Annotated in this window: 17 protein-coding genes; 5 read left to right on the forward strand and 12 right to left on the reverse strand. The window is 63.5% G+C overall.

From position 1 onward, the window contains the following. Nucleotides 1-26: 26 nt before the first annotated feature. The gene (locus VITFI_RS14205; protein WP_089417530.1) at nt 27-1,838 is read right to left on the reverse strand and encodes an acyl-CoA dehydrogenase C-terminal domain-containing protein; all 1,812 of its coding nucleotides are present in this window, start codon (nt 1,836-1,838) and stop codon (nt 27-29) included. 10 nt (nt 1,839-1,848) lie between these two features. Then, nucleotides 1,849-2,418: a TetR/AcrR family transcriptional regulator gene (locus VITFI_RS14210; RefSeq protein ID WP_198301500.1), complete on the reverse strand. Its 570-nt coding sequence runs from the start codon at nt 2,416-2,418 to the stop codon at nt 1,849-1,851. Nucleotides 2,419-2,637: 219 nt separating this feature from the next. Between VITFI_RS14210 and VITFI_RS14215 the strand changes: the two genes are divergently transcribed. After that, complete coding sequence (locus tag VITFI_RS14215; RefSeq protein WP_198301501.1) at nt 2,638-3,177, forward strand: outer membrane lipoprotein; 540 nt, start codon at nt 2,638-2,640, stop codon at nt 3,175-3,177. 603 nt (nt 3,178-3,780) lie between these two features. Here the strand turns inward: VITFI_RS14215 and VITFI_RS14220 are convergent. Continuing rightward, nucleotides 3,781-4,755 carry a hypothetical protein gene (locus VITFI_RS14220; RefSeq protein ID WP_089417532.1) on the reverse strand — a complete coding sequence of 325 codons (975 nt, stop codon included), beginning with the start codon at nt 4,753-4,755 and terminating at the stop codon, nt 3,781-3,783. A 176-nt stretch (nt 4,756-4,931) separates the two neighbouring features. Here VITFI_RS14220 and VITFI_RS14225 point away from each other — a divergent pair, with 176 nt between their 5' ends. Both VITFI_RS14225 and VITFI_RS14230 read left to right on the forward strand, forming a co-directional pair. Beyond that, complete coding sequence (locus tag VITFI_RS14225; protein WP_089417533.1) at nt 4,932-5,594, forward strand: substrate-binding domain-containing protein; 663 nt, start codon at nt 4,932-4,934, stop codon at nt 5,592-5,594. A gap of 53 nt (nt 5,595-5,647) precedes the next feature. After that, nucleotides 5,648-6,676 (forward strand): amidohydrolase family protein, encoded by a 1,029-nt coding sequence (locus VITFI_RS14230; RefSeq protein ID WP_089417534.1) that lies wholly within the window; start codon nt 5,648-5,650, stop codon nt 6,674-6,676. 13 nt (nt 6,677-6,689) lie between these two features. Here VITFI_RS14230 and VITFI_RS14235 read toward each other — a convergent pair whose 3' ends face one another. The 8 genes from VITFI_RS14235 to dusB form a co-directional block, all read right to left on the reverse strand. After that, entirely contained in the window at nt 6,690-6,947 is a 258-nt protein-coding gene (locus tag VITFI_RS14235; protein ID WP_089417535.1) for a Txe/YoeB family addiction module toxin, read from the reverse strand. Next, nucleotides 6,944-7,201, reverse strand: a complete 258-nt coding sequence (locus tag VITFI_RS14240) for a type II toxin-antitoxin system Phd/YefM family antitoxin (RefSeq protein ID WP_089417536.1) — start codon at nt 7,199-7,201, stop codon at nt 6,944-6,946. Before VITFI_RS14240 ends, VITFI_RS14235 begins: the two co-directional genes overlap by 4 nt. Nucleotides 7,202-7,347: 146 nt before the next feature. Then, entirely contained in the window at nt 7,348-9,588 is a 2,241-nt protein-coding gene (locus VITFI_RS14245; protein ID WP_089417537.1) for an NADP-dependent isocitrate dehydrogenase, read from the reverse strand. A gap of 175 nt (nt 9,589-9,763) precedes the next feature. Continuing rightward, on the reverse strand, nt 9,764-11,014 hold the full coding sequence (locus VITFI_RS14250) for an alanine racemase (RefSeq protein WP_089417538.1): 1,251 nt from the start codon (nt 11,012-11,014) through the stop codon (nt 9,764-9,766). Between the two features lie 15 nt (nt 11,015-11,029). Further along, nucleotides 11,030-11,617: a crossover junction endodeoxyribonuclease RuvC gene (gene ruvC / locus VITFI_RS14255; RefSeq protein ID WP_089417539.1), complete on the reverse strand. Its 588-nt coding sequence runs from the start codon at nt 11,615-11,617 to the stop codon at nt 11,030-11,032. Next, complete coding sequence (purH, locus tag VITFI_RS14260) at nt 11,617-13,206, reverse strand: bifunctional phosphoribosylaminoimidazolecarboxamide formyltransferase/IMP cyclohydrolase (RefSeq protein ID WP_089418178.1); 1,590 nt, start codon at nt 13,204-13,206, stop codon at nt 11,617-11,619. The genes ruvC and purH overlap by 1 nt, the downstream gene beginning before the upstream one ends. A 56-nt stretch (nt 13,207-13,262) precedes the next feature. Then, entirely contained in the window at nt 13,263-13,499 is a 237-nt protein-coding gene (locus VITFI_RS14265) for a helix-turn-helix domain-containing protein (RefSeq protein ID WP_089417540.1), read from the reverse strand. Nucleotides 13,500-13,524: 25 nt separating this feature from the next. Further along, the gene (dusB, locus tag VITFI_RS14270) at nt 13,525-14,520 is read right to left on the reverse strand and encodes a tRNA dihydrouridine synthase DusB (protein WP_089417541.1); all 996 of its coding nucleotides are present in this window, start codon (nt 14,518-14,520) and stop codon (nt 13,525-13,527) included. Between the two features lie 72 nt (nt 14,521-14,592). Between dusB and VITFI_RS14275 the strand changes: the two genes are divergently transcribed. Continuing rightward, nucleotides 14,593-15,075: a YqaA family protein gene (locus VITFI_RS14275; protein ID WP_089417542.1), complete on the forward strand. Its 483-nt coding sequence runs from the start codon at nt 14,593-14,595 to the stop codon at nt 15,073-15,075. Between the two features lie 12 nt (nt 15,076-15,087). Then, entirely contained in the window at nt 15,088-16,584 is a 1,497-nt protein-coding gene (locus VITFI_RS14280; protein ID WP_089417543.1) for a carboxypeptidase M32, read from the forward strand. A gap of 8 nt (nt 16,585-16,592) precedes the next feature. Here VITFI_RS14280 and pcaC read toward each other — a convergent pair whose 3' ends face one another. Continuing rightward, nucleotides 16,593-16,997, reverse strand: coding sequence for a 4-carboxymuconolactone decarboxylase (pcaC, locus tag VITFI_RS14285; protein WP_089417544.1), 405 nt, complete (start codon nt 16,995-16,997; stop codon nt 16,593-16,595). Nucleotides 16,998-17,007: the final 10 nt, after the last annotated feature.

Here is a 17,007-nt window from a genome sequence, read left to right on the forward strand (position 1 = left end):
GTGTTCCTTCACAAACGTCAAAAGCGTCAAAACAGAGCGGCGTCCATCGCCATCAACGGCGCGGCGCCGCTGTGGGCGCTGCGGATCAGCCCCGCCGTTTCCGGCAGCAGCTTGGTGACGTAAAAGCGGGCGGTGTGCAGCTTGGCGGCGTAAAACGGGTCGGCGGGCTGGCCGCGTTCGGCTTGGGTGCGCTGCGCGTCCAGCGCCACCTGGGCCATGCGCGCAAACAGGTAGGCGAACACCAGATGGCCGACCACGCGCAGGTAATCCACCGCCACCGCGCCCACCCAAGCCGGTTGGCCAACGGACTTGAGGCCGATCTCGGTGGTGAGCTGCGTCACCTGGCGGGTGAGTTGGGCCAGCGGGGTGATGAAGTCTTGCAGATCCTCGCGCACGCCGTGGGTGTCGATGAAGGCGCTGATCTGGCGGCCCAGGCTTTGCAGCTTGCGTCCGCCGTCGCCCAACACCTTGCGCCCCAACAGGTCGAGGGACTGGATGGTGTTCGTGCCCTCGTAAATCATGTTGATGCGCGCATCGCGCAGGAACTGCTCCATGCCCCATTCGCGGATGTAGCCGTGACCGCCGAACACCTGCACGCACTGCGAGGTGGCCAGCCAGCCGTTGTCGGTCAAAAACGCTTTGACGATGGGGGTGAGCAGCGCCAGCTCATCCAGGGCCGCTTGGCGTTCTTCCGCATCGGGGTGGGACAGGGACACGTCCTGACGCAACCCAGCGTAGAGCATCAGCGCCCGACCGCCTTCGGCATAAGCGCGGGCGGTGAGCAGCATTTTGCGCACGTCTGGATGCACCAAAATCGGGTCGGCGGGCTGCTGCGGGCACTGCGCACCGCCTGGCGCCCGCATTTGCTGGCGCTCGCGGGCGTAGGCCACGGCGTTTTGATACGCCACTTCCGTCAGCCCCAGCGATTGGTTGCCGACGAACAGCCGCGCCCCGTTCATCATCACAAACATCGCCGCCAACCCGCGATGCGGCTCGCCCACCAAGGTGCCCACGGCGCCGTCCAGCACCATCTGGCAGGTGGCGTTGCCGTGGATGCCCATCTTGTGCTCCAACGCCGTGCAGCGGATGGCGTTGCGCACCCCCAGCTTGCCCTCGGCGGTCGGGCACCACTTGGGCACAACGAACAGCGAGATGCCCTTGGTGCCCGCTGGCGCGTCCGGCAGCCGAGCCAGCACGAGGTGGACGATGTTGTCCGCCAAATCATGCTCCCCCGCCGAGATGAAGATTTTTTCGCCGGTGAGGCGGTAAGTGCCGTCCGCTTGCGGTTCGGCACGGGTGCGCAACAGGCCCAGGTCGGTGCCGCAATGGGGTTCGGTCAGGCACATGGTGCCCGTCCAAGTGCCTTGGGCCAGCGGCGGCAGGTAGGTGGCTTGCTGGTCGGGCGTGCCGTGGGCGTGCAAACACTCGTAGGCGCCGTGCGACAGGCCGGGGTACATCGCCCAAGCCTGGCTGGCGCTGTTGAGCATTTCGTACAGACACAGGTTGAGCGTGTGCGGCAGCCCCTGGCCGCCGTGTGCCGGATCGGCCGCCAGCGCCGGCCAGCCTCCCGCGACGTATTGCGCATACGCCGCCGCAAACCCTGCCGGGGTGGTGACGCTGTGATCGGCGCGGTTCAAGGTGCAGCCTTGGGCATCGCCCACGGCGTTGAGCGGCTGCACCACGTCGGCAGCGAAACGCCCGGCTTCTTCGAGCACGGCGTTGACGGTGTCCACGTCCAGCTCGGCGTGAGCGGGCAGCGGGCGCAGGCGCTCAACGACGCCGAGCAGTTCGTGCAGCACAAAGTGCATGTCCCGCAGCGGTGGGGTGTAGGTGGGCATGATGAACCTCTCAGGGCAAATGACGGTAGGCCGCCACCGTGCGCGCAAACCCCCGGCGTGCCCGTTCCACGGCGCCGGGCAGGCGCAGAAAACGCGCATCGTGGTGCAGGGCCAGCGCCAGGCCATGCAGCTCGAACAACATCTGCGCCGCATCGGTGTCTGGGCGCAGATGGCCTTCGTCGATGGCCAATTGAATCGCCCGCTCCAAGGCTTGCTGCCAAGTGCGAACCATGGTGGCCAGGGCATCGCGCACGGGGCCGGGCCGGTCGTCAAACTCGACGGCACCGCTGATGTAGAGGCACCCCGAATCGATTTCCACCGACACCCGCCGCAACCAGCGCTCAAACAAGGCTTCGAGCCGGGGCAGGCCGCGTGCTTCTTCGCGCACGGCGGGGAAAAACACTTCGGCTTCAAAGCGGGCGTGGTACTCGCGGATCACGGAAAGCTGCAACTCCTCCCGCGAACCAAAATGCGCAAACACACCGGATTTGTTCATGCCGGTTTGCTCGGCCAGCACGCCGATCGACAACCCCTCCAAACCTTGACGTGCGGCCAGTGCCAACGCCACATCCAAGATCATGGAACGGGTATGCTGGCCCTTGTGATGACTGCGCCCGACGGGCGCTGAGCGGGTCTTGACCGCAGAATCTCCCATGTGTCTCACCCTTCAAAATAAAACGAACGATCGTTCTATTTTGCAGGTGTTACGCTTTCTTGCACAAGACCTGTGGCCACGGGGTCAACCCTGAGCACCGTCGGCGCGTGAGCTTGTCATCCACCGTCACCAGGACACTTCACCATGCAACGATTTCTCATCGCTACTTTGGTTGCCGCCAGTTTGGTCGGCTGCTCCACCACCGACCCGGACGTGATCCGCCGCGAAGACACCCAGCGCATGAGCACCGTGCAAGAGGCGATCATCGTCAGTGTGCGCAACGTCACGGTGGAAGGGGAACAAAGCGGCGCGGGCGGTGTGGCGGGCGGTGTGGTGGGGGGCATTGCGGGCTCGTCCGTGGGGGGCAGCCGCGAGGGGGCCATCGTTGGTGTGTTGGCGGCTGTGGCCGGGGCGGTGATCGGCAACGCTGTGGAACGCGGCGCCACCCGCGAAGATGCGTTGGAGCTGATGGTGCAGTTGCGCTCGGGCGAGCGCCGCGTCATCGTCCAAGCCAAGGGCAAGGACACGTTCCAAGCGGGCGACAAGGTGTTCATCACCACCACGGGTGGCCGGGTGCGTGTCACACGAATCCCGGGCATGGGCAATGCGCCCGCCGAAGTCGGGGGGCGAGATGGCACTCAGATTCAGTCGGGAGATGGGCCGGTGCAGAGTTATGTGAATTGAATTTTCTGGCTTCCTCGGCCAAGGAAGAAAGATTGCCATAATCTGTCGGCAACTAAAAAACGGGGACGTCATTTTGAAAGTTCGAGACATTAAAATATGTGCCAACGAATTCGAACGCCTCTACGAAAAACCTTTAGAGTTTAGCGAACCATGGCACTTTAACGCCTGCCGGGGAGAACACCCGCCGTTTCGTTGTTTTCCTGGCGTCTACCTTTACGCGGAATCCCCCTGTCCAGATTGGAACCTACCTTTCGATGAATCCAATGCGGATGTCTGGTACATCGGCAAGAGTGAGACCGATGTGTGTCGCCGCATATGGAGTCACGTTGGAACCATTTATGACGGCACGACAGGCCGCGAACGATCGCCTCGGTTCGCCGCACATCAATGGCACACCGACCAATCGGTTTCATCACCGATTAGGAGCGCAATCGCCGCCGGGGAGATGGTGGTTTACGTGATTCGCGTTCCATCCAGCGACCAACCTCCGGGCAGATCGCGGGCTCTCGAAGCCTATCTTCTTTCCGCGTTCTACGCTAAGAACGGCACACTGCCTCCGCTCAACTCCACCATCTAAAAATAAGGCACCAGAGGAGTTTCCCCTCAACGTGGCCGCAAAACCAGCACCGTGCCATCAAACCCACCCGCTGCCAGCGCGGAAATCTGCAACGGATCGGGGCCGGCGTGCAACACCCAATCGGCGGCATCCAGTCGCCCGTTGCCGTTGGCGTCCTTGTACAACGCTCCGATGTGCTGATACTGCGTGCCCCCTGGGTATTTCACCGCCAACCAATCGCCAGCGCGAACGGTGCGGCCCCAGCGAATGTCCGCAGCAGGTTCACCCGCCGTCACTGTGGTTTGCAGCAGCACGGGAAATTGTTCGGTCAACATCGCCACGTTGTAGTCGCGGGTCAAGGTTGTGCCCTGCCAATTGGCGTGCGCGGCCATGAGCACATCCGCACAATCGACGCCAATGTGGTGCCGGACTTGGTACGGCGTCGAACCAAAAATACCGGGCACATTGAAATAAGCGGTCAAATGGCCCAACAGATCGTCGCTTTGACGGATCGACACACGCAGCACCTCGGGTGACAACCCCTTGGCCGTGCGTGCCTCCAACCCCGGCGAGCGCCACAGCGTCTCCCCAGCGCGCACTTCGGCCTGAAACCAAAAACTGCCGAGATCCGAGCGCTCAAACGATGCCGGGGGATCTGACGCCCCCCACTGCCGCACCCACGCCCACAGCCGAGCCCACACGCCGGACGGCGCCACTTCCGCACGCTGGGGACGCCAGGGCTCGATCGTCCACTGGCCGTTGTATTCGGGCAGGGGCTCGCGCTGGTAGTGGATCGTGTCATAGCCCTTCCAGCGGTAAGCACCGGGCAACCAGGGCCAAACGGCGTTGTTGTAACGGACGTCCAAACGGGGCCGAATCCGATACCAACGGATGCTGCCTTTCGGAATGGGCGCCACGCGCAACGCCACGCGCTGCCCCTGGCGAGCCAGCACCGCCGTGGTCTGCGACCACGCCCCCGCCCCGACTTGGGATTCGATGGCCACTGCCTGTACCTGCCCCATGGTGTTCTCCCTGAACCGAAGCGGGCGGCGTCCACACATCGCAAATTGCGATAGCTGCTAGTGCATCCCGTGCCTGGCTGGCATGGCATGGCCTGCCCAGAATGCGCCCACTTTGGCCCATTCTGTCGCGCTGCGACCTCGCCACCATGCCCACAACGCTGACTGGTATCTCCTCCATGGCCACCCGGTTGCTGCTGGCTGAACTGGCCACGGCCTACGCACAGCAAACGCCCGACACCACCGTGCACATCACCGCCGTCGGCGGGGTGGACGCGGCCAAGCGCGTGGCCGCTGGTGAAGCCTTCGATGTGGTGATCTTGGCCGCCGATGCGATTGACAAACTCATCGCCGCCGGTCGGGTGCTGCCCGGCAGCCGGGTGGATGTGGTGACTTCGGGCGTGGCTGTGGCCGTGCCCGCCGGCGCCCCCGTTCCCGACCTGAGCACCGAAGACGCCGTGCGCCAAGCCGTGCTGGCTGCGCCCTCGCTGGGTTACTCCACCGGCCCAAGCGGCGTGGCCTTGGCTGGGTTGTTTGAGCGTTGGGGCATCGCGGCGCAAATTGCCGGGCGCATCGTCACCCCGCCGCCGGGCGTGCCGGTGGGCTCGCTCGTGGCGTCGGGGCAAATCGCTTTGGGTTTTCAACAGTTGAGTGAATTGATGCACCTGCCGGGCCTTCAAGTGGTCGGCCCACTGCCCGCTGCGATTCAGATCACCACGACGTTTTCCGCTGGCATCGTCGCTGGCACACCGCACGAAGAAGCCGCTCGGGCGCTGCTGGCATTTTTGACCTCGCCTGCCTGCGCTGCGGCCAAACGTCGCCAGGGCATGGCGCCAGCTTGACCGGTTTCATCGGTTTGATTTCACAATTTTTGGGCCATCCAAGGAGTTTTACCATGATCATCGACGTTCACGGCCACTACACCACCGCCCCGGCGGCGCTGGGTGCTTGGCGCGATTTACAAATCGCCGCGCTGAAAGACCCGAGCCAGAAACCCAGCCCGTCCAGCCTGAACATCAGCGACGACGAACTGCACGAATCCATCGAAAAAAATCAATTGCGGTTGATGAAGGAACGCGGCTCCGATTTGACGATTTTCAGCCCGCGTGCCAGTTTCATGGCGCACCACATCGGAGACTTTGAAACCTCCAGCACCTGGGCGGCGATTTGCAATGAATTGTGCTACCGCGTCAGCCAGTTGTTTCCCGACCACTTCATCGGTGCGGCGATGCTGCCGCAGTCTCCGGGCGTCGATCCCAAGACGTGCATTCCTGAGCTGGAGCGCTGCGTCAAAGAATATGGTTTCGTCGGTTTGAATTTGAACCCCGATCCGTCCGGCGGCCACTGGACGAGCCCGCCGTTGACCGACCGCCATTGGTATCCGATCTACGAAAAAATGGTCGAATACGATATTCCGGCGATGATCCACGTTAGCACGAGCTGCAACAGTTGCTTCCACACCACCGGCAGCCATTATCTGAATGCTGACACCACCGCCTTCATGCAATGCCTGCAAGGTGATTTGTTCAAGGATTTTCCGACGCTGAAATTCTTGATCCCGCACGGCGGTGGTGCGGTGCCATATCACTGGGGTCGTTTCCGTGGTTTGGCGCAAGAAATGAAAAAACCGTTGTTGGACGAGCATTTGCTCAACAACATTTTCTTTGACACCTGCGTCTACCACCAGCCCGGCATTGATTTGCTGACCAAGGTCATTCCGGTGAAGAACATTCTGTTCGCATCGGAAATGATCGGCGCCGTGCGCGGCATCGACCCGTACACCGGCCATTATTACGACGACACCAAGCGTTACGTCAACGCCACCGACAACCTCACCGACGAGGAGCGTTACATGGTGTTTGAGGGCAACGCCCGCCGCGTGTTCTCGCGTTTGGATGCGGCGCTGAAGGCCAAGGGGCTGTGAGCGGCTGGGGCACTCAGTCGTAGTGGCCTCGCAACTGGGCGATGATCACCTCGTCATCGCCCACTTTGTAAACGATGCGATGTGTGTCGTCGATGCGGCGTGACCAATAACCGCTGAAGTTGAATTTCAGCGGTTCGGGTTTCCCAATACCCTCGAACGGGTCACGCTGAATCTCCCGAATCAGCAAGTTGATTCGGCGCAGGGTGGCTTTATCGGTCTGCTGCCAATACACATAGTCTTCCCACGCTTGCGGGTGAAAGGAGAGGATCATTCTTCGATCAACTCCCGGCGCACGATGTGGCGCCGCGCCTCAATGTCTTCGATGGCCTTCATCAAACGCATGGCGTTTTTAGGATGACGCAGCAAATGCGCCGTTTCCATCAGAGACTCATATTCTTTGAGTGACATCAGCACCCCGGCTTCGGCTTTTTGCCGGGTGATGATGGTCACGTCGTAATCGTTGTTGACCCGATCCAACTCGCTGGCCAAGTTGTTGCGGGCTTCTGTGTAGGTGATGGCACGCATGAAGGCTCCTGTGATGATGTACAGATCATTGCACAGCCTCATCGCGTTGTGGACATGAAAAATCCCCCAGCCTGTGACCCAAACTGGGGGATGACGGTGCCTCAGCCAAGCCAATGAACGGCCAGGCTGGTTAACGCTCGGTCAGATCAAGCGCGCATCGCAGCCAGCGCAGCGTTGAAGGTGGCGCTCGGGCGCATCACGGCCTTGCACTTGTCGGCGTCGGCCTTGTAGTAGCCGCCGATGTCCACCGGCTGGCCTTGCACAGCGCTCAACTCGGCCACGATGGCGGCTTCGCCTTCGCTCAGGCTCTGGGCCAGCGGCGCAAAGTGGGCGGCCAGTTCGGCATCTTCCGTTTGCGCGGCCAGCTCTTGGGCCCAGTACATGGCCAGGTAGAACTGGCTGCCACGGTTGTCCAGTTGGCCGGTCTTGGGGCTGGGGGACTTGTTGTTGTCTAGCAGCTTGCCGGTGGCGGCGTCCAGCGTCTTGGCCAGCAGCTTGGCGCGGGCATTGTTTTCCTTGATGCCCAGCTCTTCCAGCGACACGGCCAGCGCCAGGAATTCACCCAGCGAATCCCAGCGCAGGTGGTTTTCCTGCACCAACTGTTGCACGTGCTTCGGTGCCGAACCGCCCGCGCCGGTTTCGTACATGCCACCGCCGTTCATCAGCGGCACGATGGACAGCATCTTGGCCGAGGTGCCCAGTTCCATGATCGGGAACAGGTCGGTCAGGTAGTCGCGCAGGATGTTGCCGGTGACGCTGATGGTGTCCAGGCCACGGGCCACGCGCTCCAGCGTGAAACGCATCGCACGCACTTGGCTCATGATGCGGATTTCGAGGCCGGTGGTGTCGTGATCCTTCAGGTAGGTTTCCACCTTCTTGATCAGCTCGGCTTCGTGCGGACGGTACGGGTCCAGCCAGAACACCGCCGGCATGCCGGAGTTGCGGGCGCGGGTCACGGCCAGCTTCACCCAGTCGCGGATCGGCGCATCCTTGACTTGGCACATGCGCCAGATGTCGCCAGCTTCCACGTTTTGCGTCAGCAGCACTTCACCGGTGTCGATGTCGGTGATGTTGGCCACGCCGGCTTCGGCGATTTCAAACGTCTTGTCGTGCGAACCGTACTCTTCGGCTTGCTGCGCCATCAGGCCCACGTTCGGCACGGTGCCCATGGTCTTCGGATCGAAGTTGCCATGCCACTTGCAGAAGTTGATCATCTCCTGATAAATCCGGGCGAAGGTCGATTCCGGCATGACGCACTTGCTGTCGTACTGCTTGCCGTCGGCACCCCACATCTTGCCGCCTTGGCGGATCATGGCGGGCATCGAAGCATCCACGATCACGTCGTTGGGCGAGTGGAAGTTGGTGATGCCCTTGGCCGAGTCCACCATCGCCAGACGCGGACGGTGCTCTTGGCAAGCGTGCAGGTCACGGATGATTTCGTCGCGCTTGGACTCCGGCAGGGCCTTGATCTTGTCGTACAGGTTCACCATGCCGTTGTTGACATTGATGCCCAGCTCGTCGAACAAGGCGCCGTGCTTTTCGAACGCATCCTTGTAATAGATCTTGACGCAGTGGCCGAACACGATGGGGTGCGAGACCTTCATCATCGTGGCCTTGACGTGCAGCGAGAACAGGATGCCCGACTGACGGCAATCTTCCAACTGGGCTTCGTAGAAGTCGCACAGCGCCTTCTTGCTCATGAACATCGAGTCGATGATCTCGCCGTCCAGGAGTTTGACTTCCGGCTTGAGAACGATGGTCTGGCCGCTGGCGGTCAGCAGCTCCATCTTGACGCGGCGCGGCTTGTCCAAGGTGAGGGACTTTTCACCGTGATAGAAGTCCCCGTGCTCCATGTGAGCGACGTGGGTTTGCGACCACGGCTTCCACTCGCCCATGCTGTGCGGGTGCTTCTTGGCGTAATTTTTCACAGCCAGGGGGGCCCGGCGATCCGAGTTGCCTTCACGCAGCACCGGGTTCACGGCGGAACCCAGGCAACGACCGTAGCGGGCTTTGATGGCCTTTTCTTCGTCGGTTTGCGGGTTTTCCGGATAGTCGGGGATCTGGTAGCCCTTGGCTTGCAGTTCCTTGACGCAGGCGATCAACTGGGCCACCGAAGCGCTGATGTTGGGCAGCTTGATGATGTTGGCGTCTGGCTCCAGCGTCTTCTTGCCCAGTTCGGCGAGGGTGTTGGGCACCTTTTGGCGATCGCTCAGGTACTCGGGGAACTCAGCCAGAACGCGGGCGGCCACGGAGATGTCGGCCTTTTCAATGTTGATGCCCGCAGGTGCCGTGAAGGTGCGAATGATCGGCAGGAACGACGCCGTCGCCAGCAGCGGGGCCTCGTCGGTCAAGGTGTAAATGATGGTCGGCTGTTGATTTGTCGTCATTCACGATCTCCAGGGGGGTCTATGGCTTTTGGCCTTGTGGGGCATGTGTGCTCAAGGAGGAGCGCAACCCCGAACTCTACCAATCCAACCTTATGCGACGCAGACAAAAGGACAGGAAAACTGCTTCAGTGGTATCACCAGTTGTCCTCGGATGACACAGCGTGCCACGCCCGCCTCAAAACCGCGTGGTGATGGCCTCGATCACGGCGTAAGCGTCGTCCACCAGCGGCATCCAGCGCCACTTGTCGAACGTGGTGCAGGGGTGCGAGATGCCCAGCCCGATGCGGTCGCCAATGTTGAGCGTGACCGGCGAAGCGACCTCCCAGCGCAAATAGGCATGTTGATCGTTCATCGCGCTGAGGTGCCAGCTTGTGGGCACGGGGTGAACCTCACGGGAACCGGCGGGGCTGAACCAGCGTGGCACGGGCAGGCCCATGTCGGCGGACGCATCACGTTTGCCAACGCTCAACAGCGCCAGCCCCGGTTCGGGCAGGCTTTGCACCACGGCCCACACTTCCAGCGCAGCGCGCAGCCCCGCGCCATCGCAGCCCAAGCGGTGATCGACGCGCTGCACCAGGCGGCGATAAAAACCGTCGTCATGCGTCAGGTAACAACCGGAGCGCAGCAGGCCGCGCACGGGGCGGCGCAAGGTCGGGCGCAGAGCACGGCTCACCAAGTCGAACACGGCGGAGCCGCCGGCGGTGATGAGCACCTCATCGGTGTCGAAATAGCCGGCCGCATCGCACGCTTGTGCCAAGTCGTGAACGCGCTGCATGAGGGTGGCGACCATGGCGGCGTCTTGCGCATCGTCACCGCTGGCCCACAGGCCTTCATAGGTGGAAATGCCGGCCAGGCGCAGCGCGGAGCTGGCATGAACGCGCTGCGCCAGCGCCAACGCCGCATCATGGTGGCGGCAGCCGGTGCGCCCGCCGTCCAGGCCCAATTCGACCAGCACCTCCAACGGTTCGGGCAGGTGAAGCGCTTCCACGAGGGCGACTTGGGCCGGATCGTCCACTAAAAACGGCGCCCGCAGCGCAGGATGGGCGGTGCGCAAGCGGGCCAGCTCACGCAGATCCGCCGCTTGGGTGACTTGGTTGGCAATCAGCGCCCGTGGCACGCCAGCGGCCACGCCTTGGCGCAACTGCCAAACCGTGGCGAAGGTGAGACCCCACGCGCCAGCGCGCAACTGCTCGGCGAACAGTTCGGGGGACATCGTGGTTTTGCCGTGCGGCGCCAGCTCGATGCCGGCTTCGGCGACGTGGCGTCGCATCCAGCCCAAGTTGTGACGCAGCGCGCTTTGCCGGATGACGGCCAGGGGCAGCGGCAGGTCGTCGGCGAGCAGGTGCCAGCCTTGGGCGGCGATGGCCTCAACGGGCAGAGGCGCGGCGGTGAAGGGGTAGCCTTTGAGGGAAGCGTCGAGCAGCATGGGGGAATTCTCCCCTCAATACGTCCGCCCCCCCTTGAACTGCGCATGCGTCCGCCGATTCAAATCGGTGGCCTGCGCCATGGCGGCGAATGAGCCGCCCGCGTGCGCGTGGGTGATTGCCACCCCCAGCGCATCGGCGGCATCCTTGCCCGGCAAGCCCGGCAGGTTGAGCAAGCGCGCCACCATCGCCTGCACCTGGTCTTTGGCCGCCAGCCCGTGGCCGACCACGGACTTTTTCATCTGCAAAGCCGTGTACTCCGCCACCGGCAGCCCCGCCGTGACCAACGCCGTCAGCGCCGCCCCCCGCGCCTGCCCCAGCAACAGCGTGGACTGCGGGTTGACGTTGACGAAGACGATTTCCGCCGCCGCCTCGGTGGGCTCGTAGCGGGCGATCACCTCGCGCACGCCCTCAAAAATGATTTTGAGGCGCCCCGGCAAATCGCCCTGGGCCACGCCGCTGGTGGTGCGGATGGTGCCGCTGGCCACGTAGTGCAGGTGTCGGCCCTCGATTTCCACCACGCCAAAGCCGGTACACACCAAACCGGGGTCGATGCCCAGCACCCGGCGCGGGGCACCGGCGGTGGTGCTGGGCAGTGCCGTCATCAATGACGGAAGTGACGGGTGCCGGTGAACACCATCGCAATGCCGCGCTCGTTCGCCGCGTCGATGACTTCCTGGTCACGCATCGAGCCACCCGGGTGGATGACGCAGGTCGCGCCCGCATCCACCACCACATCCAGCCCGTCGCGGAACGGGAAGAAGGCGTCACTCGCCACCGCCGTGCCTTCCAAGCTCAGGCCCGCAGCCTTGGCCTTGATGCTGGCGATGCGGGCGGAATCCAAGCGGCTCATCTGGCCGGCGCCCACGCCGAAGGTCATGCCGTCCTTGCAGAAGACGATGGCGTTGCTCTTCACAAAGCGGCCCACCTTCCAGGCGAACAGCAGGTCTTGCAGTTGCTGCTCGGTCGGTGCCAGTTTCGTCACCACCTTGATGTCGCCCACGATGTCCACGTTGTCGGCGGATTGCAGCAGCATGCCACCGCCCACGCGCTTCATGTCCAGCGGGTTGCTGGTGGCGCTGATGGGCACTTCCAGCAGGCGCACGTTCACCTTGCTGGCGTAGGCTGCACGCGCTGCCGGGGTGATGGCCGGGGCGATCGCCACTTCGACGAAGTGTTTGTTGGCGTTGATCTTCTCCACCACTTCCACGTCCAGCGGGCGGTTGAAGGCGATGATGCCGCCGAAGGCCGATGTCGGGTCGGTCTTGAGTGCCTTTTCGTAGGCTTCCAGCAGGTTGGCGCCGATGGCCACGCCGCACGGGTTGGCGTGCTTGACGATCACGCAAGCCGGCACATCAAACGCCTTGACGCATTCCCAGGCGGCGTCCGCGTCGGCGATGTTGTTGAAGCTCAGTTCCTTGCCCTGGATTTGGTTCCAGCCGGCCAGCAAGCCTTCAGCGACCTTGGCTTCCTTGTAGAACGCCGCCGATTGGTGCGGGTTCTCGCCGTAACGCATGCCCTGCACCTTGTGCAGTTGCAGGTTGAACACGCTCGGGTATTCCTCGCGCACCGGCACGTCGGCGGTCTTGTCTTCCGAACCGGCTTCCAGCGACGTCAGGTAGTTGGAAATCATGCCGTCGTAAGCGGCGGTGTGCGAGAACACCTTCTTGGCCAGCATGAACTTGGTGGCACGGGTGAGGCTCGTGCCGTTGGAAGCGGTCAGCTCGGCCAGCACTTGCGGGTAGTCGGTCGGGTCGATCACCACGCCCACGTCCTGCCAGTTCTTGGCCGCTGCGCGCAGCATGGCCGGGCCGCCGATGTCGATGTTCTCGATGGCGTCTTCCAGCGTGCAATCGGCCTTGGCGGTGGCTTGGGCAAACGGGTACAGGTTGATGATCAGCAGGTCGATGGTGTTGATGCCGTGCTCGGCCAGCGCGGCCATGTGCTCGGGCACGTCACGACGCGCCAGCAAGCCACCATGCACACGCGGGTGCAGGGTCTTGACGCGGCCATCCAGCATTTCGGGGAAGCCGGTGATCTCGCTCACTTCGGTGACGGGCAGGCCCGCTTGGGCCAGCAGCTTGGCGGTGCCGCCCGTGGACAGCAGCTTGATGCCGTGGCCGTGCAGGCTTTGGGCGAATTCGACGATGCCGGTCTTGTCGGAGACCGAAAGCAGGGCGGTGAGTTGTGCCATGTTGGGGGTTCGGTTGAAGAAATCGGGGGATGCGGAGCGGTGAATCGAGCGGCGCGTCACTGAAGGAGCTGGTGCTCCACCAACTTGCGCCGCAAGGTGTTGCGGTTGATGCCCAACCATTCGGCCGCCTTGCTTTGGTTGCCTTGGGTGCGTTGCATCACCACGTCCAGCAAGGGTTTTTCGACGGTGCGCAACACCATGTCGTGCATGGCGTTGGGGGTGGCGCCGTCCAAGTCTCTGAAGTATTCGGCCAGCGTCTCGCGGACGCAGTCTTCCAGGGTGGTTTTGCTCATCGTGTGGGCGGCAAGGGCTGACACCTCAGGGCAACACCGGGTGGGCGTCGGCCAAGGCATCGAAGAAGTCACCCACGGCGCGCAGTTGCGCCTCGGGCTCCTCCAGGGTGTTCATGTGGGTGCGGAACGCTTCGCCACCGGGCAGGTGCTTGACCGCCCAGCCGATGTGTTTGCGCGCCGTACGCACGCCGGCAATGCCGTCGTACAGGCGATGGTGATCGTGTAAATGCGCCACCAGCCACGCCCGAACGTGGCGCGTGGCCGGCGCCGGGGCCAGCTCGCCCGTGGCCAAGTAATGCGCAATCTCTCCAAAAATCCAGGGCCGGCCTTGCGCGGCCCGGCCAATCATCAGCGCATCGGCGCCAGTGCGGCGCAGCACCTCGGCGGCTTTGGGGCCGGAGTCGATGTCGCCGTTGGCCGTCACCGGGATGGTGAGCGCGGCTTTGACGGCGGCAATCGTGTCGTATTCGGCTTCGCCCCGGTAACCCTGCTCGCGGGTGCGACCATGCACGGTGACCATCGCCACGCCCGCCGACTCCGCCGCCCGCGCCAGGCGCACGGCGTTGCGTTCGCTGTCGCACCAACCGGTGCGCATTTTCAAGGTGACGGGCACGCCGTGCGGCGTACACGCCGCCACCACCGCTTCAACGATGGCCAGGGCCGCCGGTTCATCGCGCATCAGGGCCGAACCGGCCCACTTGTTGCAGACCTTTTTGGCCGGGCAACCCATGTTGATGTCGATGATCTGCGCCCCCGAATCGATGTTGAAGCGTGCCGCATCGGCCATCTCCGCCGGTTCGGTGCCGGCGATTTGCACCGCAATCGGCGCGATTTCGCCCTCGTGGTTGGCGCGGCGCGTGGTTTTGCGCGAGTCGCGCAGCTCGGGGCGCGAGGTGATCATCTCGCTCACCGCGTACCCGGCGCCCAGGCGTTTGCACAGTTGCCGGAAAGGCCGATCCGTCACCCCAGCCATCGGGGCGACGAACAGGTTGTTCGGCAGCTCATGGGGGCCGATGCGCATGGGTGGAGGGGGGAGGTGCTTAAAAAGGAGGCAGGATTATAGGGCTACCCCTCCCCACCGAGAATCGCCGCCATGGACGCTTGGATCACCTCATTGCTCACCTTCTTCGCCCTGCCTCAGGTGGGTTTGCCGGCTTTGTTCGTCGTCGCGCTGGTCTCGGCCACGCTGCTGCCGATGGGCTCGGAGCCGGTGTTGTTCGCCGTCGTCAAACTCGATCCGACGCTTTTTTGGCCCGCCGTGCTGGTGGCCACAGCAGGCAACACGCTGGGCGGGGCCATCAGTTGGTGGATGGGCTGCGGCGCCGAACGGGCGTTCGAGAAAGTCAAACACCGCCCCCCGCACGAAGCCAAGGTGCTGCAATGGTTGCACCGCTTTGGCCCTCGGGCGTGTTTGTTGAGCTGGCTGCCGGTGGTGGGCGATCCGCTGTGCGCCGTGGCCGGTTGGTTGCGCTTGCCGTTTTGGCCGTGTGTGGCCTACATGGCGGTGGGCAAATTCTTGCGTTACCTGGTGATGACCAGCGTGCTGTTGCACTGGTTTCCCGGTTCGTGGGCCTGACAATCGCCGGCCATGAAGAATCAACACACACCGGCTTACGCTTGGCTGCACCGGCAGCAAGAGCGCTTGCACCGCTTGGATCACCTGCAAAGCATCGCAGCGTGGGATCAGGCCACGCACATGCCGCCAGGGGGAAACGATGCTCGCTCAGCTGCCCTGGCCGAGTTGGCCACGCTGATGCACCGCGACCGTGCCGATCCGAGCTTGGCGCAACGCCTGGCCGCAGCCCGTCAAGAACCGCTGAACGACTGGCAAGCGGCCAACCTGCGGGAAATTGAACGCGCCTGGCAACGCACCCAGGCGGTACCGGAGGCGCTGGTGGAGCGGCGCACCGTCGTGACCTCGCAGTGTGAGCATGCTTGGCGCAGCCAACGCCCGCGCAACGATTGGGCCGGTTTTGCCGCCAATTTGCGCGAAGTGCTGGCCTTGGTGCGCCAAGAAGCCCACCACCTGGGCGACGCGCTGGGCCTCAGCCCCTACGATGCCTTGCTCGATCACTACGAACCCGGGATGCGCAGCGTCGACGTGGCTCGACTCTTTGGCAACCTGCGCCAATGGCTGCCCGCCTTGATTCGCCAAGTGCAAGCACGCCAAGCCCGCGAAGACGTGCTGCCCTTGGTCGGCCCGTTCCCGTTGCCGGCCCAGCGCAGTGTGTGCGAGCAGATGGTGCGCTGGCTGGGTTTTGACTTTGCCCACGGGCGGCTGGACGTCAGCACCCACCCGTTCACCGGCGGCGTGCCAGAAGATGTGCGCCTGACCACCCGTTTCCGCGATGACGAGTGCCTACAAGCGCTGCTCGGCACGATCCACGAAACCGGCCACGGTCGTTACGAACAAAACCTGCCGCGTGAGTGGCTGGGCCAGCCGGTGGCGCTGGCGCGCTCGATGGCGATTCACGAAAGCCAGAGCCTGTTTTTTGAGATGCAGCTCGCGGCCCATCCGGGGTTTGCACGCCACCTGTCGCCGTTGTTGGTGCAAGCATTTGGCGATCAGGCCGCGTTCGAGCCCGACAACTTGCACAAGCTGATGACCCGTGTGGCGCCGGGCCTGATCCGCGTCGAAGCCGATGAGCTGACGTATCCGGCGCACATCGTGTTGCGCTTTGAGATCGAGCGGGCTTTGATCGAAGGCGAAGCCGAAGTGGACGACATCCCCGCGCTGTGGGACGCCGCCATGCACGACCTGCTCGGCCTGGACACGCGCAGCAACTACCGAGACGGCCCGATGCAGGATGTCCACTGGCCGGCGGGTTTGTTCGGTTACTTCCCGTGTTATTCGCTGGGTGCGATGTACGCCGCCCAATGGATGGCCGCGATGCACCACACCCTGCCCGACGTGGACGCGCAAATCCACGCTGGCGAATTGAACGGGGTGTTCGGCTGGTTGCGCGAACACATCTGGCAAGCCGGCAGCCGTTGGCCCACCGACGAGCTGGCCCAACGTGCCAGCGGCGAAACCCTCAACCCCGCCCATTACCGCGCCCACTTGGAGCGGCGGTACGGCGGCTGAGTGCCGAATCAGCGGGCCACTGCGGCGGCGTCGGCTTCGGCGTCCAGCGCGGCGAAAACTTCGCGGGCCACACGGAAACTGTCCATCGCCGCCGGGGCGCCGCAGTAAATCGCCGCTTGCAGGAAGATTTCGCGGATTTCGTCCCGCGTCACACCGTTGTTGAGGGCGCCGCGCAAGTGCAGTTTGATTTCGTGCGGGCGGTTCAACGCCGTGAGCATCGCCAGCACCAACATGCTGCGCTCGCGCCGGGGCAAGCCCGGGCGGTTCCAAACATCACCCCAGGCGTACTGCGTCACCAACTCCTGCAAGGGCAGGCTGAAGGCGTCCGCATTCTTGATGGCGTTGTCCACATAGTCTGAACCCAGCACCTCGCGGCGGGTTTGCAGGCCTTGGTCAAACAGCTCTTGGTTCATCGGGAACTCC

Origin of the sequence: Vitreoscilla filiformis (assembly GCF_002222655.1) — a bacterium.
GTDB lineage: Bacteria > Pseudomonadota > Gammaproteobacteria > Burkholderiales > Burkholderiaceae_C > Ideonella > Ideonella filiformis.